This is a genomic window from Leptolyngbya cf. ectocarpi LEGE 11479, assembly GCF_015207065.1.
GTDB lineage: Bacteria > Cyanobacteriota > Cyanobacteriia > Phormidesmidales > Phormidesmidaceae > Leptothoe > Leptothoe ectocarpi.
On record NZ_JADEXP010000097.1, the window covers coordinates 1 to 17,954 of the forward strand.

At 50.1% G+C, this 17,954-nt stretch carries 19 protein-coding genes; 6 read left to right on the forward strand and 13 right to left on the reverse strand.

The genetic code is table 11. The features are described 5' to 3' along the window. The coding region (locus IQ260_RS12370) for an N-acetylmuramoyl-L-alanine amidase (RefSeq protein WP_193993418.1) at positions 1-1,092 on the forward strand (1,092 nt) is incomplete at its 5' end. Between the two features lie 22 nt (positions 1,093-1,114). On the opposite strand, the gene IQ260_RS12375 is transcribed toward IQ260_RS12370, so the two are convergent. The 4 genes from IQ260_RS12375 to def form a co-directional block, all read right to left on the reverse strand. Then, positions 1,115-2,326, reverse strand: coding sequence for an FAD-dependent oxidoreductase (locus IQ260_RS12375; RefSeq protein ID WP_193993419.1), 1,212 nt, complete (start codon positions 2,324-2,326; stop codon positions 1,115-1,117). 15 nt (positions 2,327-2,341) lie between these two features. Continuing rightward, positions 2,342-3,334, reverse strand: a complete 993-nt coding sequence (locus IQ260_RS12380; protein ID WP_193993420.1) for a methyltransferase domain-containing protein — start codon at positions 3,332-3,334, stop codon at positions 2,342-2,344. Positions 3,335-3,475: 141 nt separating this feature from the next. After that, positions 3,476-3,676, reverse strand: a complete 201-nt coding sequence (locus IQ260_RS12385; RefSeq protein ID WP_193993421.1) for a hypothetical protein — start codon at positions 3,674-3,676, stop codon at positions 3,476-3,478. Positions 3,677-3,741: 65 nt separating this feature from the next. After that, positions 3,742-4,299: a peptide deformylase gene (gene def, locus IQ260_RS12390; RefSeq protein ID WP_193993422.1), complete on the reverse strand. Its 558-nt coding sequence runs from the start codon at positions 4,297-4,299 to the stop codon at positions 3,742-3,744. Between the two features lie 183 nt (positions 4,300-4,482). Here def and IQ260_RS12395 point away from each other — a divergent pair, with 183 nt between their 5' ends. Then, positions 4,483-5,388: a cell division protein FtsX gene (locus IQ260_RS12395; RefSeq protein ID WP_193993423.1), complete on the forward strand. Its 906-nt coding sequence runs from the start codon at positions 4,483-4,485 to the stop codon at positions 5,386-5,388. A 115-nt stretch (positions 5,389-5,503) separates the two neighbouring features. Here IQ260_RS12395 and psaC read toward each other — a convergent pair whose 3' ends face one another. Next, entirely contained in the window at positions 5,504-5,749 is a 246-nt protein-coding gene (psaC, locus tag IQ260_RS12400; protein WP_193993424.1) for a photosystem I iron-sulfur center protein PsaC, read from the reverse strand. Positions 5,750-6,251: 502 nt separating this feature from the next. On the opposite strand from psaC, the gene acpP reads away from it, so the two are divergent. From acpP to tkt, 3 genes are all read left to right on the forward strand, one after another. Continuing rightward, the gene (gene acpP, locus IQ260_RS12405; RefSeq protein WP_193993425.1) at positions 6,252-6,497 is read left to right on the forward strand and encodes an acyl carrier protein; all 246 of its coding nucleotides are present in this window, start codon (positions 6,252-6,254) and stop codon (positions 6,495-6,497) included. Positions 6,498-6,563: 66 nt separating this feature from the next. Continuing rightward, complete coding sequence (gene fabF, locus IQ260_RS12410) at positions 6,564-7,817, forward strand: beta-ketoacyl-ACP synthase II (protein ID WP_193993426.1); 1,254 nt, start codon at positions 6,564-6,566, stop codon at positions 7,815-7,817. Positions 7,818-8,081: 264 nt separating this feature from the next. After that, on the forward strand, positions 8,082-10,079 hold the full coding sequence (gene tkt, locus IQ260_RS12415; protein ID WP_193993427.1) for a transketolase: 1,998 nt from the start codon (positions 8,082-8,084) through the stop codon (positions 10,077-10,079). Positions 10,080-10,275: 196 nt separating this feature from the next. Here the strand turns inward: tkt and secG are convergent, their stop codons facing one another. The 4 genes from secG to IQ260_RS12435 form a co-directional block, all read right to left on the reverse strand. Continuing rightward, a complete protein-coding gene (gene secG, locus IQ260_RS12420; RefSeq protein ID WP_193993428.1) occupies positions 10,276-10,620 on the reverse strand; it encodes a preprotein translocase subunit SecG in 345 nt (114 codons plus the stop codon). Positions 10,621-10,742: 122 nt separating this feature from the next. After that, complete coding sequence (gpmI, locus tag IQ260_RS12425) at positions 10,743-12,341, reverse strand: 2,3-bisphosphoglycerate-independent phosphoglycerate mutase (RefSeq protein WP_193993429.1); 1,599 nt, start codon at positions 12,339-12,341, stop codon at positions 10,743-10,745. A gap of 581 nt (positions 12,342-12,922) precedes the next feature. Continuing rightward, positions 12,923-14,644 (reverse strand): ABC-F family ATP-binding cassette domain-containing protein, encoded by a 1,722-nt coding sequence (locus tag IQ260_RS12430; RefSeq protein ID WP_193993430.1) that lies wholly within the window; start codon positions 14,642-14,644, stop codon positions 12,923-12,925. Positions 14,645-14,784: 140 nt separating this feature from the next. After that, on the reverse strand, positions 14,785-15,510 hold the full coding sequence (locus IQ260_RS12435; RefSeq protein ID WP_193993431.1) for a DUF928 domain-containing protein: 726 nt from the start codon (positions 15,508-15,510) through the stop codon (positions 14,785-14,787). 102 nt (positions 15,511-15,612) lie between these two features. Here IQ260_RS12435 and IQ260_RS12440 point away from each other — a divergent pair, with 102 nt between their 5' ends. Then, a complete protein-coding gene (locus IQ260_RS12440) occupies positions 15,613-16,239 on the forward strand; it encodes a hypothetical protein (protein WP_193993432.1) in 627 nt (208 codons plus the stop codon). Here IQ260_RS12440 and IQ260_RS30990 read toward each other — a convergent pair whose 3' ends face one another. The 4 genes from IQ260_RS30990 to IQ260_RS12455 all read right to left on the reverse strand — a co-directional run bounded on the left by IQ260_RS30990 (position 16,240) and on the right by IQ260_RS12455 (position 17,941). Beyond that, entirely contained in the window at positions 16,240-16,818 is a 579-nt protein-coding gene (locus tag IQ260_RS30990) for a hypothetical protein (protein ID WP_228015935.1), read from the reverse strand. A gap of 92 nt (positions 16,819-16,910) precedes the next feature. Next, the gene (aroQ, locus tag IQ260_RS12450) at positions 16,911-17,348 is read right to left on the reverse strand and encodes a type II 3-dehydroquinate dehydratase (RefSeq protein ID WP_193993433.1); all 438 of its coding nucleotides are present in this window, start codon (positions 17,346-17,348) and stop codon (positions 16,911-16,913) included. Positions 17,349-17,470: 122 nt separating this feature from the next. Beyond that, on the reverse strand, positions 17,471-17,596 hold the full coding sequence (locus tag IQ260_RS31470; protein ID WP_265579512.1) for a hypothetical protein: 126 nt from the start codon (positions 17,594-17,596) through the stop codon (positions 17,471-17,473). A 192-nt stretch (positions 17,597-17,788) separates the two neighbouring features. Continuing rightward, positions 17,789-17,941 carry a CinA family protein gene (locus tag IQ260_RS12455; protein WP_322744944.1) on the reverse strand — a complete coding sequence of 51 codons (153 nt, stop codon included), beginning with the start codon at positions 17,939-17,941 and terminating at the stop codon, positions 17,789-17,791. Positions 17,942-17,954 lie beyond the last annotated feature (13 nt).

A 17,954-nucleotide genomic window follows, 5' to 3' on the forward strand; every position in this document is an offset into this window, starting at 1 on the left:
ACCCCACCCAGCGGCAATCCGTTACCCCGTCCCGGTCTGCCAGCCCCTGGTAACAATACCAATGTTGACTACCAGGTGATCGTACCGGGAGGTTCCGCTATTTTGCGATCGCGGGTTAACTCCGTCGAACCGGGTGCCTTTCGCACCACGGTCAACGGCCAGACTGTGATCCAAGCTGGCCGCTTTCGGGAGCAAGCTCGGGCTAATGAGCTACGCCAGCGACTCATCCAAGCCGGACTCTCCGCCCAGATTGTGGAAACGGAGCAAGTCAGCCTCCCCACTCGACCCACCACGCCATCGGGCGACATCGTTTACCAGGTGATTGTGCCGGGAAGTTCTGCAGTGGTGCGATCTCGAGTCAATTCGATCGAGTCCGGTGCCTTTCGCACAACGGTAGATGGTCAGGCGGTGATCCAGGCTGGGCGCTTTCGCGAACAGTCTCGGGCTAATAACTTACAGAGACGGCTGAAGGACGCGGGTCTCGATGCGCGCATTGTTCAAACTACTGGTGTCCCCACACCCACGCCATCGCCCACCACGCCGACCACGCCCGCCCGTCGTGGAGAAGTGCTGGTGATGATCGATCCGGGGCATGGCGGACGCGATCCAGGCGCCGTCGGCAATGGCCTCCAGGAAAAGGAAATCAACCTGTTTATCTCTCGCCGCGTCCAGCGCACCTTAGAACAGCGAGGCTATCGAGTCGCCTTGACCCGCAACAGCGATATAGAAGTCGATCTACAACCTCGGGTAAACATTGCAGAACGCGCCAACGCCACCGTGTTTGTCAGTATTCATGCCAATGCTATTAGCCTTAGCCGTCCTGAGGTAAATGGTCTAGAGACTTATTATTTTTCATCGGGGCGCAGCCTAGCACAATCCATCCAGAGAAGTATTCTAAGTAGTACCGACCTTCGCGATCGCGGCGTTCGTCAGGCTCGTTTTTACGTTCTACGCAACACGTCAATGCCGGCAGTGCTGGTGGAAACCGGGTTTATCACCGGTCGTGAGGATTCAGCTCGCTTTCGCAGCAATGCAGCCCGCGAGCAAATTGCCGATGCTATTGCTCAAGGGATTATTGACTATCTGCGCTGATCCGCCGTTCCTATGTCAGCACTTAGCTGACGGTTAACTCCACAGGATATGAGCCGTATCGTAAATCGTGCTGACGCGCTAGCCAGGCTTGTTGAACTGGGCGTAGAGAGCCCAATACTGGCAAGACACGTTGAGCGATCGCTAATTTTCGAGGAGATGAACGGATGACTTTGAGGCCGTCGGCTTCTCGCAGCTGTAGGGTTTGCGATCGCACGACCTCCGGCAATCGTTCCCGCTGAATACATTGCAGTGCATCATCGAGGTCTGCCGGGCCTGCTTGCCAGGCAGGAACCAGATGATTAGCAGCGACAATGGCATCCCGCAGCGCTAAATTAATTCCTTGAGCCCTAACCGGTGACATGGGGTGGGCCGCATCCCCCAGCAGCAAAACACCTGGAACCCACCAGCGAGCACATCGTCCCACGACTACATTGAGTCGTACAGGAGGAGTGACCGCCTCTCTCTGGGACAGCACATGCTCGGCTAACCAGTCGGGGGCGGGGCGAGCTGCCACAGTTAACCAGTCTGCATCATTTAACGTGCTCAGTCCTCCCTTCGGCAAGATTAAGCCATACTGAAGTTGACCATCCCATGAGGTATAGCAGCTGGCCGGATGCTGTTGGGCTTTAGCCATCAGATAAAACTGACAGGTATTTTGCAATCGTTCAGGAGCTGGCAGCTTAAACCACAGCACATCATATTGATCGGGTTGTAGGTCGATCTTTAACCCCGCTTTCCGGCGCACCAAGGAACCGCGACCATCACAGCCGATCACTAGATCCCCATGCAGCTTGGAGACCCGATCTTCTATTTTTACCTGAACACCGACAACACGGTCATTTTCCCAAAGTAGCTCTTGAACCTGACAGCCAGCCCTAAACTCAAAGCCGTCATATTTTGCAGCCTCATCCACCAGTGTTTGCAGCAGAGCCGGTTGAGAAACGATGCTGAGAGATATGTCACCCAGGTCTGGTTCAGGGATAACAAAAACCTCCTTCCCACCCAGATGGATATTCCAAGATTCAAGCCGACGCCGGGGAACTGCTGACTGTAGAAGAGGCAACAATCCCATTTGAGCCAGGGCCTGCATCCCCGCAGGCATCAGTCCTTCACCGCGAAAAACCCGGTCAAAGGTAGTTTCCTGTTCCAGTAAGGTGACTCGAAGACCCGCTCGAGCTAATAAGAAAGCCAGGCTTGCCCCCGCTGGTCCGGCCCCAACAATAATGACGCCCATAGGATTGATGATGAGCTAGACAGGAGAGCTAGACGATGCCGCCAGCTGTTGCGAGCTACTATCGGGTGTTGTTTGCGCTCTGAGCGCCCGGAACATACCAAATCGACAGAGACCTGCGCCAAATGCCAACCGCATCAGCAGTAGTGTGGGCACCTCTCGCAAGGATTTAACCAAACCAGAGAACCCAAAGCGAATTAATCCCTTGGGACGGACCACCCCTTGCCATATGGAATCTAGCCATGAAGGCAGCGTCTCTTGGGTCCAGTCTGCCGTCACCACATCGCCTTGAACCAAGCCAGTCGCCGCCAGGTTCTCAGCAAATCCTTCAATACTGGCAAAGGCGGGATGGGACCATTGGTCTAGTAATTGCCGCATCACTGGCTTTTCCCAAAAATTTAAAGGTACCTGACGATCGTCTCGCTGGTTCCAGTCTGCTAAGACCAAAAGACCGCCTGGTTTTAGGACTCGCATTAGTTCTCTGGCAAACACAGCTTTATCAGGCATGTGCGGTCCCGCTTCTACCGACCACACCACATCAAAACTGGCATCTGGAAACGACAGGGCCATGGCATCATCCACCTTAAATTGCGCAGTGACGCCTGCTGGTGTTAGCTGCTGTGCTCGTTGTACCTGCTGAGGACTAATGGTCACACCCGTAACATCAAACTGATAGTCCCTGGCCAACATGCGGCTGCTACCCCCAATACCACAGCCCACATCCAGCAGTGTGGTACCGGGAGCTAAGCGGTCTAAACCGCCCCACTTCACCATTTCATGAACAAAGTCGGCCTTTGCCTTGAGAAAATCCTTAGACCGGGGGGAAGACCCGTAATGCCCTAGATGAATATGCTCGCCCCAATAAAACTCTAAGATGCCATCTTCAGTCCACTGATCGTAGGAGTTAGCCACTGAGTCTGAAGACTGATAACGTCGGGCGCTCAACACATAAACCGCCACTCCCAGCACTGACAACGTCAATAACAGCTTGAGCACAAACAATAAATTCATTTTAGAGAAAGCGGAGATGTAGAGATCGATATCGACATCAGCTTGGGAGCGCTAAAAACGATACATTCCTTTACATCCTACCAAACTCCTACATCACCCTAAAGCGAAGAAAATTACACGGGGTACGGTCCCGTCAAATACTTACCACTGCTGATTTTCTCGCGTATCTTTAACTGCGGCCATAAAAAATATGACCGTAATCGGAATACTCAACGCCAGCACAATACTGGTGGGCAGCACCCCCAGATCGGGTTCGCCATAGGCGAGTTCAAACACCGAGCCGACACCAGCAATGGCGGTAATACAAGTACCGGCTAAAAACAAACCACTTTTAGGGGTCACAGTATTCTCCTAACAATGAAAAATGGGATATGGGGCCGTACAGACGTTGAATTCCAATAAAATCCTTAGGCTACCTTCCTAACATCATTAGCAGAAAACCCACTTTTTTGAAGTTCCTGAGCCAGGGCAATGGCATTTTCCACACGGTCAACAAACATGACGCCATTGAGATGATCCATTTCATGCTGAATCACGCGAGCGAGTAAATCGTCTGCTTTGATCTTTTGAGGACGACCATTTTCATCTTTGAAACTAACCTCAATGGCCGCTGGGCGCACAACATCTAGAAACACATTGGGAATGCTCAAACAGCCTTCTTGCCCACAGGCCATTTCCTTGCTGTAGCGAATGATCTTGGGATTGAGCAGTATCAGAGGCTGGTTAGCGGCTTCTTCAGGATCCGTATCCACGACTAAAATTTGCTTGTGAATGCCAACTTGGGGCGCGGCTAGACCAATGCCATCCTCGCTGTACATGGTCTGCAGCATCTTATGGGCAATGTCACGAATACCGTCATCCACTTTGGCAACCCGTTTAGTCGCCTTTCTGAGCACCCGGTCACCCAAGTAGTGCAGCTCCAAGGGGGGCTTTTTTAACTTTTCTTTGCTGACTGAAATACCCACAGTTAAATTGATTAGGCTGATGAATCTAATATCTATCCTAGCAATTAGGGTTTCAACTCGCGTGCACGTATGGGGCTATGTACAGAAAAACCCGACAGTAACGCCCTGGGATAATGTTTTAATCAGGCTGTTTGTGTTTTCTGCGTCGTTTTGGTTGTTCGCTCAGCATGTTTGTAAATCAGCATGGGTAAGTTTTTTACTAAAGCCAGCTATCTATTGCGGGAAACCTTGTTAGGGTTGCAGCGTGGGGGTTGGATGAACTGGGCTGCTGTCAGTACCATCATGGTGCTGTTGTTTCTTTTTGGCGTCAGCCTACAAGCTACATGGCAGGTGGAAAGTTTACTGAATCAGTTTGGTAGCCAGCTAGAAATTGCGGTCTATCTCGAAAGCGGCGTGGCTGCTGATAGCCTTAGCGATCGCATCAGTAACCTGACCGAGGTTGCTGATGTCGTCACGGTCACCAAAGAAGATGCCTGGGCACAGCTGAGTCAAGAACTGGGAATTGCCGACATACCCGGTGCAACTGAGCAGCTCAAGGGCAATCCTTTAGTCGACGAAATCAAAGTTAAGGTCAAAACCTCTGAAGCGGTACCTGCGGTGGCGGCCCAGCTAGAGAACATAGCTGGCGTAGACGAGGTGCTCTATGTAACTGAAGCAGTCCAGCGCCTAACGGAACTGAATCAGGGGTTGAAGTATGTCAGTGTGGGAGTACTTGCCATTTTGAGCCTGACTGCGATCGCAGTCATCACTACCACCATTCGCCTCATTGTCATGGCTCGACGACGAGAAATTGAGGTCATGCAGCTAGTGGGTGCCACCTCCGTCTGGATCTATATGCCGTTTATTTTGCAGGGCATTACCTTCGGTATTTTAGGAGCTTTGATCGCGTGGGCCTTACTGGTAGGTACACACCAGTCCTTGCAGCGGCTATCGGCCCAGCAACCTGAATTTCTACAATTTTTAGCCGTCGGCCTGCAGTTTACGCCCAAGCAGCTCATACTGCTGCCCGCATCACTGTTTGCCCTAGGGAGTGCGGTGGGACTCCTAGGGAGCTTGGTGGCGGTACGCAAGTTTGCCGTACGACCCTAGGCCAGCCTAGGGCGTCTGCCGACAAGGCCTGATCTAAATACCCATAAAAAAACCTAGCCCCTAGAGGCTAGGAGTATGTAAACGTTTCGAGTGAAAGCTGTTATGGAATCAATGCCTAGTAGGCTAGACCCATGCTACGAGTAGTTTCAGCACCCAGATAGACACGAATACTCAAAAAGTCAGTGGGGCAAGCGGTCTCACAACGCTTACAGCCAACACAGTCTTGAGTTCGAGGGGAAGCAGCTATCTGACCGGCTTTGCAGCCATCCCAAGGCACCATTTCCAGTACGTCTGTCGGGCAAGCCCGAACACACTGAGTACAACCAATACAGGTATCGTAAATTTTGACCGAATGAGACATCGAAGGAATGCTCCAATATTATTAAACGGTTTCAGCTATATAGCGGCTTGGCCATGACCTGTAATGCACATAGGCCCTATCCTGAGAGTAAATCCAATAATAATTTAAGGACTACAGCTACAGAAAGAACCATTTACATTAGCCAAAATCAGCCACAAGAGTTCTCCAATCAAGCTTTAGTCTATCAGTGCCGTTTTTAGGGAACGGAGCAACATGTAAAAAGTTTATGGATTGTAATAAACCACCTCTAAAGTTGAGAGCGCTAGGGTTTGCCCACGACCAAGTTAGGGGTTATTCAGCTTAGATGTCGCTGATAAATGTCACCGAGCCCCGCTCCCTTTGCGCCCTAAATGCAACCGAGGGGTTCCCATAATAGGGCGCACGCTTTCCTATAAGATGAAAAAATGTCTAGATTCAGACGGGCGTTTTGACGCCATGGAGTGTTCCAAGTCTGTATTTAGGACCTGTTATTTGCTGCCGCTGAAAAGGAGATTTGGAGATTATGGCTGACGACATTTTGGGAAAGGTTCAAAAGATCGTGTCTGAGCAGCTGAGTGTTGATGTCGCTGAGGTTAAGCCTGAAGCTAGTTTTGCCAATGATCTAGGCGCTGACTCTTTAGATACAGTAGAGCTGGTAATGGCGCTCGAAGAAGAATTTGATATTGAAATTCCCGATGAAGCAGCTGAGAGCATCGGCACGGTTCAGGCTGCTGTTGACTTTATTACAGACAAGTCACCGGCAGCATGAGCGCCCCTGTCTGTTTGAGAATTTGTTTTTTAATGCCTTGGGACCGTTCCCCTTGTGTCGATGACCATGACAACTACTGAAAAAAAACGCGTTGTGATTACTGGGATGGGGGCGCTGACTCCTATCGGTAACACCCTAGAAGCCTACTGGCAAGGATTACTGGCAGGCAAAAGTGGCATTGGGCCGATCACACTGTTTGATGCGTCAAAGCATAAATGCCGCATTGCTGGTGAGGTCAAAGGGTTTGATCCGTTAGAGTATCTGGAGGCTAAAGATGCTAAGCGGACCGACCGATTTGCTCAATTTGCGATCGCAGCTAGTAAACAGGCCCTCGCCGATGCCAGTCTCACCATCACCGATCTCAACGCAGAACAAGTGGGCGTCATGATTGGCACAGGTGTGGGTGGCCTCAAGGTCATGGAAGAACAGCAATCTGTATATATCAACAAGGGTCCCAGTCGCTGTAGCCCGTTTATGGTGCCCATGATGATCGCCAACATGGCAGCCGGTCTCACGGCCATTCATACCGGAGCAAAAGGGCCTAACTCTTGTGCTGTGACAGCCTGTGCGGCAGGCTCCAATGCCATCGGCGACGCTTTTCGTATCGTCCAAAATGGCTATGCCCAGGCCATGATTTGTGGTGGCACTGAAGCTGCGATTACCCCCCTATCCTTAGCGGGGTTTGCCTCAGCTAGGGCTCTGTCCACACGCAACGATGACCCTGACCACGCCAGTCGTCCCTTTGATAAGGAGCGCGATGGCTTTGTTATGGGTGAGGGCGCTGGTGTCTTGATTTTAGAAGAGCTAGACCATGCCCTTAGCCGAGGCGCCCGTATTTATGCAGAGATGGTGGGCTATGGCATGACCTGTGATGCTTACCACATGACGGCCCCCGTTCCCGGTGGAGCTGGAGCAGCACGCTCTATGGAATTGGCCCTTAAAGATGCTGGGGTATCTCCATCTGAAGTTAGCTACGTCAATGCCCATGGCACTAGCACTCCTGCCAACGATCCGACTGAAACGGCTGCCATTAAAACAGCCCTGGGCGATTGTGCCAAACAGATTCCAGTAAGTTCCACCAAGTCTATGACCGGCCATCTGTTGGGCGGCTCCGGTGGCATTGAAGGTGTCGCTGCCTGTATGGCGGTGGCTAATGACCGGGTGCCCCCCACCATTAATTTGCAAGAGCCAGACGCTGAATGTGATCTAGACTACGTGCCCAATCAGAGCCGTACCCACACTGTAGATGTGGCCATGTCTAACTCCTTTGGGTTTGGTGGCCACAATGTCACTCTGGTTTTTCGCAAGTATCGTAGCTAGCGCTACGGCTTGATAGGTATAATGACCTAACAGAGACATTAAGTAAAAAGAAAGGTTTGCCTATTGTGCGGGCAGACCTTTCTCAGATGGGCCTGTTCAAATCAATACTATATTTTAGATTACGTACCTGTCCGTTTTTAGCACATGCTTTGGCGTGTTGAAGGGCACCGACAGGAGCCCTAACCTGCTATCACCATCAGCAAAGGTGCGTTCGTCTGCTTTGTTCACACCTGGACTGTACCGTCGTTAATTACTTGGAAGACTATGGCTGTCGCAACCCAATCTCTTGAAACGCAGTGTATAAACGCCATTCGGTTCTTGGCCATTGATGCCGTTGAAAAGGCTAAATCTGGTCACCCTGGTTTGCCTATGGGAGCTGCGCCAATGGCGTTTGTTCTTTGGGATCAATTTATGCGCTTTAATCCCAAAAATCCTCAGTGGTTTAACCGAGATCGCTTCGTTCTATCTGCGGGTCATGGGTGCATGCTGCAGTATGCTCTGCTGCATCTCACCGGGTACGACAGTGTCAAAATTGAAGATATTAAAAACTTCCGGCAGTGGGGTGCAACGACGCCTGGACACCCCGAGAACTTTGAGACTCCGGGTGTTGAGGTTACAACAGGTCCCCTAGGTCAGGGTATTTGCAACGGTGTGGGTCTAGCCATGGCAGAAGCCCACCTGGCGGCTCGTTTTAATAAGCCTGACTGCACCTTGGTGGATCACTACACCTATGTAATTTTGGGTGATGGTTGCAACATGGAAGGTGTGTCGGGTGAAGCCTGTTCTTTAGCCGGTCACCTGGGTCTGGGTAAGCTGATCGCCCTATATGACGACAATCACATTTCCATCGACGGCTCTACGGATATCTCCTTTACCGAAGATGTGAGCAAGCGCTTTGAGGCCTACGGCTGGCACGTGCTGCATGTGGAAAATGGCAATACCGATTTGGCTGCGATCGCAAGCGCCATCGAAGAAGCCAAAAAGGTAACCGACAAGCCCACCATGATCAAGGTAACTACCACCATTGGTTATGGATCGCCTAACATGGCCGATACGTCGGGCGTGCACGGAGCGGCTTTAGGTGATACAGAAATTGGTCTCACTCGCGGGAATCTGGGTTGGGACCACGCTCCTTTCGAAATTCCTGAAGATGTGCTGACTCGTTTCCGTCAGGCGATTGAAAAAGGTGCTAGTGCTGAAGCTGAGTGGAATCAGACCTTGGCTACCTACCGCACTAAGTATGCCGAGGAAGCCGCTCTGTTTGAGCGGATGCTATCGGGTAAATTGCCTACCGGCTGGGAAGATGCCCTACCCACCTACTCTCCTGAAGGTAAGGCCATTGCCACTCGTAAAACCTCTGAAGCCACTCTCAACGCACTGGCTCCAGCAGTGCCTGAGCTAGTGGGTGGTTCGGCTGACTTGGCCAAGTCCAACAATACCTTGATGAAAATATCTGGGGATTTCCAAAAGGGTGGCTACGAGAATCGCAACCTACGCTTTGGGGTGCGCGAGCATGGCATGGGCGCTATCTGTAATGGGATTGCCCTGCACAACTCGGGTTTGATTCCCTACTGCGCCACTTTCCTTGTGTTTGCAGACTACATGCGAGCGGCCATTCGTCTATCGGCTCTGTCCGAGGCGGGTGTTCTCTACGTCATGACCCACGATTCTATTGCGTTGGGTGAAGACGGTCCTACTCACCAGCCAGTGGAAACGATTGCATCCCTGCGGGCAATTCCTAACCTGTATGTGATTCGTCCAGCGGATGGGAACGAGACGTCTGGGGCCTATAAGGTTGCGATCTCAAGCCGAAAGACTCCCACGTTGATGGCCTTCTCTCGTCAGAATCTACCTCAGTTAGAGGGTAGCTCCATTGATGCTGTCGCCAAGGGTGCCTATGTCATTTCTGATGATGATGGCGCTGATCTGATTCTGATCGGTACTGGTAGCGAAGTGCCCCTCTGCTTAGAGGCCGCCAAGGAACTGCGCTCCGCAGGCAAGAAAGTTCGCGTTGTTTCCATGCCCTGTTGGGAGCTGTTTGAGGCTCAAGATGCCGCTTATAAAGAGTCTGTTCTACCCAAAGCCGTAACTAAGCGCTTAGTCGTTGAAGCCGGTATTGAAATGGGCTGGGGCAAATACTACGGTGCTGAAGGCGACATGATTAGCGTCAGCGGCTTTGGTGCTTCTGCACCCGGCGGTCGCGTCATGCAAGAGTATGGCTACACCGTAGAGAACGTCGTTGCTCGCGCCAAAGCGCTTTAAGCATTATTGAGATCTACTACCCCCTGGGGCACTCGTTTGGGTGCCCTGGGTCTTTGCCCTACGCAGGCAAGTAAGCTACCAATAGACAAATCAAAAGCCTCGGAGGATGTACTCTCTCCGAGGCTTTCACAGTGAGAGCTCGTAGAGCTGGCTGTGCCTTAAGCTCTATACATAGCTCAATAATAGGTACTTAAACTTACTCAGCAGCTTCACTGGGTGCAGCAGGAGCCCCCAGGTCGGAGGGGATAGTCTCAACGGCAGGAGCGGTTTCTTCAATCGGCACGGTATTAGGTGGAGACAGTTCAGCAACCGATTCATTCAGCCAGCCAGCGCTCAAAATCACTGTAATTCCCATAAATAGAATAGTCAGCAGCCATGTGGCACGATTCAAAGCTGTTTCGGCACTCTTGGTACTCGTAAACATTTGGGCTTGCCCACCGAGGGCACCAAGACCATCTCCTTTGGGGCTATGAAATAGCACCAAAATGATTAACCCAATGGCAGACACTAGCCATACCACTTGTAAAACCGATATTACCATTTCAATTTTTTAGCCTGACTGTTCCATAAAACGATGCGATCGCACTTAAAAACCTCAGCGAAAACCTTAGCCTTAAGCGCCAGACCATGGTACCTCAGGGCATGGTGCCATGGCGAACTTGGTTAAAGCGATACCTTAACTGGCGTACGGTTCCGTTTAACATCCACGCGAGCAGGCTGAATCATAGACTGACCGGTCATTTCCTTGGGCTGAGGAAGTTTGAGAATTTCCAGAATAGTCGGTGCAATATCAGCTAAACAACCGTTTGCTCTGAGTTCAACTTCGCCACCCCGACCAGGAATTTTTAACCGCTCACCTTCAACCAAAATAAATGGCACTGGATTAGTGGTATGAGCGGTCCAAGGGTTTCCGTCTTCATCCCACATATACTCGGCGTTACCGTGGTCCGCAATGATAATTGAGGTTCCTCCCGCTTGACCAACCGCCCCCAGCAAACGGCCTAACTGCACATCAACGGACTCAAGGGCCTGAATCGTCGCTTTCATATTGCCTGTATGGCCCACCATATCAGGATTGGCATAGTTAATCACAACCAGACCATAGATACCTTTTCCAAGGGCGGTGATAGCCGTATCCGTCACGGCCTTGGCAGACATCGCCGGAGCTTTATCATAGGTGGCCACCTGAGGGCTCGATACCAGCTCACGGTCTTCCCCCTCAAAGGGATCTTCACGACCACCATTAAAGAAGTAAGTCACGTGGGCATACTTTTCAGTCTCAGCTGTTCGAAACTGCTTAAGACCATGATCCGCAACCACTTCACCTAGAATATTGCTCAGGTTTTGGGGCTCAAATGCCACGTTCACAGGTAACGATCCATCGTATTGAGTCATCGTCACAAAGTGAATCGGAGCGACCGGCGACCGTTCAAACCCCTTAAACTCAGGAGCAACAAAAGCTTGGGTTAGCTGACGCGCCCGGTCAGGACGGAAATTAAAGAAAATAATGCCATCATTGGGATCAATAGCCCCCGACTCTAAGCGCAAGGGCTGAATAAATTCATCAGTAATATCGTCAGCGTAGGAGGACCGGATTGCTTCTAGGGCAGTACATCCTTTACCAATACCGGGATCGGTCATCACGCGATACACTTTCTCAACTCGATCCCAACGCTGATCGCGATCCATAGCGTAGTAACGACCACTGAGGGTGACGATGCGACCCACTTGGTGTCGATCGATGTGGTCTTGAAGCTTCTGAATCGCTGATTGAGCAGCCGTAGGCTGAGTATCACGACCATCAGTAATGGCATGAATACAAACATCATGAATATCTTGAGCCTTTGCCATGTCTAGCAACCCAAGCAGATGATTCAAGTGTGAATGCACCCCACCTTCTGAACATAGACCAACTAAATGGAGCTTGCCATCGTTGTAGCGAACCTGCTGACATACATCAAGCAATGCCTGGTTTTCTTGAATAGAACCATTTTCAACGGCATCGGAAATGCGAACGAGTTCCTGAGGGACAATGCGGCCAGCACCAATATTCAGGTGCCCTACTTCAGAATTACCCATTTGCCCCTCAGGCAAACCCACGTGTTTGCCTGAGGTCTGAATCAACGTATGGGGATAGGCCGTCCAAAGGCTATCAATGACAGGGGTCCTTGCATTATGAATTGCATTCCCATTGTCCTCATCGCGATGCCCCCATCCGTCTAAGATGACGAGCACCATTGGAGAAACAGACTCCTGTGCCATACTTACAAATCCTTCTTGCGACTATGAACGACTATGCCTAACGTTTTACTTAGCGAGATCATATCACTCGCGCCCTCTTGATCATTAAGACTTCCTTAACCTTTTCCCGAGACTGGGAAAAAGACTTGCTGAGCCTTGGTTCAAAGCTCCATAGCGTTAACACTCGGTTAAACACCGGCCTTTTAGCTTGCTGGGAATCGTTGGGTAATAGTTCAGTATTGATGCTCATCAGCCATGGAACCATTACCGATTTTTTGGCGGTATGCAGACTAATTGACGGCATCTTTGCTGTCAGCTTACACCCAGAATGCCAATGAGTTAAATTACTTACTAGAGGGATTGATAGCTGTCAGTTTGATTTCACATACCCGAAACACCTTTCTTTGTAATTACTAATATTAATTATTCAGTAATAAAAAAGCGCTCCAGCACTAAGCAACGCCCTATATAAGGCTATATCTAAGTTTATATTGAACTATTAGAATGGTTACCAAAACTACAGAAAGGCTTTGGGAGCGCTATCACGGCATTCTGGCTTTATTATCCGATCATCCATACCGGAGATAGGCTAGATGGCATGCCTAGCCTTTTTTCTTAGCAGCGGCTTTTGCCTTTTGCTTATCCTTTTGTTTTTGACGTTTAGCAGCCGTCTTGGCGGCTCGCTCAGCCTCTAGTTTTTCGAGTCTAGCGCGTTCTTTTTCCTCAGCTATTTTGTCTAAGTAGTAGCTGTAGTCACCACGATATAAACGAAGTTCTCCCTCTCGAATCTCGACTATTTTGTTAGCAACCTGGGAAATAAAAAATCGATCGTGAGAAACAATTAGAACTGTGCCGTCATAGTCCTTCAGGGCTGATTCCAGCATTTCCTTTGCAGGAATATCTAAATGATTAGTAGGCTCATCTAGAATTAAAAGATTGGCTGGAGCCAATAGCATTTTGGCTAGGGCTAAACGCGCTTTTTCCCCACCGCTAAGGGCTGAAACAAGCTTTTGTACCATATCCCCACTAAATAGAAAGCGCCCTAACAAGGTACGGACTTCTTCATTTTTCCAAGTAGGTACTTCGTCATGGATAGTGGTCATGACGGTTTTATTCAGGTCTAACGCTTCCGCCTGATTTTGCTCGAAATAGCTGGGGATAACGTTGTGCTCCCCTAAGGTGGCGGCTCCTTCTACGGGAGTTTCTGAGCCCATAATCAAACGGAGTAAGGTGGATTTGCCAGCGCCATTTGGCCCCACAAACGCAATCCGATCGCCCCGCTCAATGAGCAACTCTGCCCCCAAAAAGAGGATATTATCCCCGTAGGTATGGGTTAGGTCGCTAATTTGCACTACTTCACGACCGCTGCGGGGAGCGGGAGGAAACTTAAACCGCAGTGTTTTGGCATCGGCAGTAGGTGCCTCAATTCGCTCTATTTTTACCAGCTGTTTCTCGCGGCTTTTAGCTTGGGTACTACGTGTGGCACTGGCCCGGAAACGATCTACAAAGACCTGCTGTTTGGCAATTTCTTTTTGCTGCCGGTCGTAAGTGGCCTGCTGCGCTAGCTTGGTTTCTTCCTTCTGGGCTAGATAGGCACTGTAGTTGCCCAGGTAGGTGGTGGATATGCCCCGCTCAGTTTCGACGATCTGGGTACATAGGCGATCTAGAAATTCACGGTCATGGGAGACGATCACCATGGGCGTGGTTAATCCTTTGAGATAGCCTTCGAGCCACTCAATGGTTTCTAAGTCTAAATGGTTGGTAGGCTCGTCTAGCAGCAGCAGGTCTGGTGCTTTGAGCATGACTTTACCTAGCCCCATGCGCATCTGCCAACCGCCACTAAACGAGCTGACCAGGCGCTCGCCATCGTCGTTATGAAACCCCATCTCGGGCAGGAGCTTTTCAATTTTTGATTCCAGGCCATAGCCATCCAAGGCCTCAAACTTGCGCTGTTCGCGATCAAGAACCTTAATCAGTCGATCCAGCTCATCTGGCTCCGCTGTTTCCATCTGCATGGGAATTTCTGCTAGCTGCTTTTGCACCGCGTTGGCTTCTTCAAATACGGTCCAAAATTCCTCCCGTACTGTGCGGCGGGGATCAACTTCAAATTCTTGGTTTAAATAGCCAATATGCAGCTCGTTTGGACGGATGACGCTACCGCTGGTAGGCTCAATTTCCCCCATGATAATCTTGAGCTGGGTCGATTTTCCAGCCCCATTGACGCCCACTAAACCAATGCGGTTACCTGGTTTGACCTCCCAGGTCACGTCTCGCAATACCTCCCCAGTGGGATAGACCTTAGCAATGTTTTCGAGACGTAGCATAAGCGGCTAGTGAGATTACCAACGTTGAACCTGTTCATAAACTGTAACAAATATCAACGTACAGTTTGTTGGCTACTGATTAAACTACGGCCTTAGGTCAATAATTTATAGTGGAAAAAATACTGTAGAAACATTGATAACTAGGGTAATAGAGGGGCGTCGGCAATATTCTCTAATCCGATAGATTCAAGCAGCATGTTCCAGCTTGCCAGGACCTGTTGGTCATCGGGTTGAGTTTGCAACTGCTCCGTTAGGGCACGGGTGGCGTCAAACCATAGGCTATTTTCAGCTGCGATCGCAGCTCGTTCCAGCCCCTCGCTCTCAGCCAAAGACTCAGATAGAGCAGCATCCGGTTCCAAGAATTCCACAAATCCTTCCGCCGTCATGGCAGCCGTACTGTCGTCAGGACAGTACACATCTACACTCCAGTAGTAGTAAGTATCGCTCTTTAAAGGAGCCAGCCCGGCCGCTGACGGTAATTTTAATGTGGCAATCCCGGCCTCAGAACTCGGCACAAAGGCTGTTTGATAAACCGGCTGGTAGATACCCTCATCGTCATTGACCACTTCGTACAGATTAAACTCTACATGGCTGGCATTGTTGCTAGGCATGTACCACTGAAATGCCGGGTAGCTATCCGTGGTGTACCCTAAATCGTCCTCCGGAAATAGGGACGTGAGCCGAGGTGAACCAGGATCGCTCAGACAACTCATCTCCACTGGCGAACGAGTACCGCCGGACACTCGTATATTGGGAATGCCTCGCGGCTGTGGTTGGTAGGCAGGAAAGGCCTCAGCACCAGGGACCATACCAACCAGACCCAACGCCAATAGAGGGATTGTGGAAAAAATGCTAGAAAATTTCATAGAGACCTGGGATGCTCGATGTTAAGGGGCTGTGTTTAGACCGCAAGGACTCTTAAAAGCTATTGTTCAAAGTAATAAACAAAATCGCTAGGGCTAAACCATATGGACTTTGATACTAAACAGATCGTAGGGCAATTATTACTGGGCATGGGCGCTTTGGGGATCGTCCTAGCCCCAGCCTCACAGGTCTTTTCCGCTGATCAACCGGCGACCAAACCGCAGACAACACAGAGTGAATTGACTATTGCCTCCCCTAACAGGGTGTTTAACCTTAAACAGGAGTCAGCAGTCCCTGGCAACTTTACTCGCTATGACTCGGCTAAGTTTAGTGTGGATTATCCCAGAGAATGGCAGGCTACGCCCCAGGGAGACAGCAGCGTGGCCATTGTCAGTATTACCGATGGCGTTACTATGCCTATTCAGACGAACATTACCGTACTCCGGGAAGATCCTGAGCGCGCCGTACCCCAGAAGCTCGATCAGATTGTGGCGGACGCGGTAACTGTCCAGCGCTATTCACTCGTGGCTGTAGATGGGCAATCTGGCTTTCGTATTTGGTATGAACCCGAACCAGGGCAGCAGGCCATCGTTACATTTGTTGGCTACGGCAATCAGCAAACGGCTATTTTGAGCAGCTCCTATGAGCCCGATACTGAGGCTGAAACCTTGGTCACACAAATTCATGGGTCATTTGTCAATCACACGGTCACCCAAGCAACCACGCCTTAGCTAATGGCGACGCGTGTAGTAAGACACCTCTAGATCAGCACACCATCCTGCATTGGTATTTTCATACAAAAAAACAGCATCCACCCGAAAGTAACGGCCATCGTGAAAAATACAATCACCTACGCGGGGAATGATGGGATAAACCGCAAACCAAAGATAGTCCCGGCTGGGCATATTGGTATTGGTGGGCGTTGGGATTTTGGCTAGCACCTGTACCTTATAGCCCTTGCCGGTATATCCAGGAGTCACCGGGGGGCTGCTAAGGGGTTTGGGCTGACCGATATCTTTCTTTTTCGACCTGGACCGTGGTTTTGTAGATGTTTTAACAGATGGCTTGACTGACTTCGAGCGGGATTTCTCTGATTTTTTTAAGCCTGGGCTAGAGGCTGTTTTAGAGACGTTTGTAGCGTTAGAGACGTCTGTAGACAAATTGGACAGCTCCCGCAGCGGCTCGGGAGCCTCTAGCGATTTTTTTGACCGACGCAGCGGCTCGGGTGCAGACTCAGACTGCGTTACTTGCTTGGAGGCCCCTTGCACAAAGGGGTTACTGATGAACGGATTCCCTTGCGAATCACCCATGGCTGCCCAGAATTTGCTGTGGCTAACCTAGCACAGGATGCTAAATTCCATCGAGAAACCTACGTTTTCTCAACGGTTGCTAAGAAGTGAGGCTAGGTGTGCAAATAACTAACCAGAGCTTGCAGCCCTAAAGCGTAGCTATTAATCCCAAAACCACATATTTGACCAATGGCAATGGGGGCTATGTATGAGTGATGGCGAAAGGGCTCACGCTCATGGATGTTGCTAAGATGAACCTCAACCGTAGGCAGGGAAGTAGCTGCGATCGCATCTCGAATGGCAACACTGGTGTGGGTGTAGGCACCAGGGTTAATCAAAATGCCTTGATGCTTTCCAAGCGCCGCTTGAGTAGCATCTACCAAGTCACCCTCGTGATTCGACTGATAAAAACTAATAAGGACACCCAAATCCTCAGCTAGCGACATCAACATAGTGTTGACATCGTTTAGGGTGTCGCTGCCATATATATCAGGCTCACGCTTCCCCAACATATTTAAGTTGGGGCCGTGCAGTACCAAAATACTATCCAATGCATCACTCGCAAGCTACACATCGAATAGTATCAAACTCAAGCCATCACAAAGTAATAAAGCAGAGCTTGTAAATTTTCGAACCTAAGATCGTGTAGATTACCTAACGTTAAGATATAACGCTAACGACGATCATTGACTGGAATGGGAATTGCTTCTGGCTCCGGCTGTGCTGATGGACCAAGCAGCGAGTCTAACACTCGGTTAACCCAGTTTTTCAGCTTTTCCAGAATTTTATCAATATCCATGAGCCAGGCTGCTCCTAATCTCATCTGGTGCAGTATTGCGTGTCACCTATTATAGGTTCCACAAATGTCAAATCAACCTGAAGTAAACTTCAGTAAACTTATTTGTGGGAGTATTCACTATGATAACGAATTGTCAGAAATGATCAAGTTCGTGGAATTCTCCTAGGTGTTTGCCGAAATCTTTTATCCCATCTAAGTACTACCAAGAAGCGCCCGACGCAGGATATCTAAAGCTGTATTGCAACTCATCAGGCGAATCCAGTCGCGGTCCTGGCGATGGCCAAAACGGCATTCCATATGACGGGTTGCCGCTGCACTGGCAATACCAATATATACTAGCCCCACTGGTTTTTCAGGA

Bases quoted from the DNA above. Each gene is read 5' to 3' on its own strand.
- IQ260_RS12375 (WP_193993419.1), bottom strand. From the start codon at position 2,326: ATGGGCGTCATTATTGTTGGGGCCGGACCAGCGGGGGCAAGCCTGGCT.
- IQ260_RS12380 (WP_193993420.1), bottom strand. From the start codon at position 3,334: ATGAATTTATTGTTTGTGCTCAAGCTGTTATTGACGTTGTCAGTGCTG.
- IQ260_RS12395 (WP_193993423.1), top strand. From the start codon at position 4,483: ATGGGTAAGTTTTTTACTAAAGCCAGCTATCTATTGCGGGAAACCTTG.
- psaC (WP_193993424.1), bottom strand. From the start codon at position 5,749: ATGTCTCATTCGGTCAAAATTTACGATACCTGTATTGGTTGTACTCAG.
- acpP (WP_193993425.1), top strand. From the start codon at position 6,252: ATGGCTGACGACATTTTGGGAAAGGTTCAAAAGATCGTGTCTGAGCAG.
- fabF (WP_193993426.1), top strand. From the start codon at position 6,564: ATGACAACTACTGAAAAAAAACGCGTTGTGATTACTGGGATGGGGGCG.
- tkt (WP_193993427.1), top strand. From the start codon at position 8,082: ATGGCTGTCGCAACCCAATCTCTTGAAACGCAGTGTATAAACGCCATT.
- secG (WP_193993428.1), bottom strand. From the start codon at position 10,620: ATGGTAATATCGGTTTTACAAGTGGTATGGCTAGTGTCTGCCATTGGG.
- gpmI (WP_193993429.1), bottom strand. From the start codon at position 12,341: ATGGCACAGGAGTCTGTTTCTCCAATGGTGCTCGTCATCTTAGACGGA.
- IQ260_RS12430 (WP_193993430.1), bottom strand. From the start codon at position 14,644: ATGCTACGTCTCGAAAACATTGCTAAGGTCTATCCCACTGGGGAGGTA.
- IQ260_RS12435 (WP_193993431.1), bottom strand. From the start codon at position 15,510: ATGAAATTTTCTAGCATTTTTTCCACAATCCCTCTATTGGCGTTGGGT.
- IQ260_RS12440 (WP_193993432.1), top strand. From the start codon at position 15,613: ATGGACTTTGATACTAAACAGATCGTAGGGCAATTATTACTGGGCATG.
- IQ260_RS30990 (WP_228015935.1), bottom strand. From the start codon at position 16,818: ATGGGTGATTCGCAAGGGAATCCGTTCATCAGTAACCCCTTTGTGCAA.
- IQ260_RS31470 (WP_265579512.1), bottom strand. From the start codon at position 17,596: ATGGATATTGATAAAATTCTGGAAAAGCTGAAAAACTGGGTTAACCGA.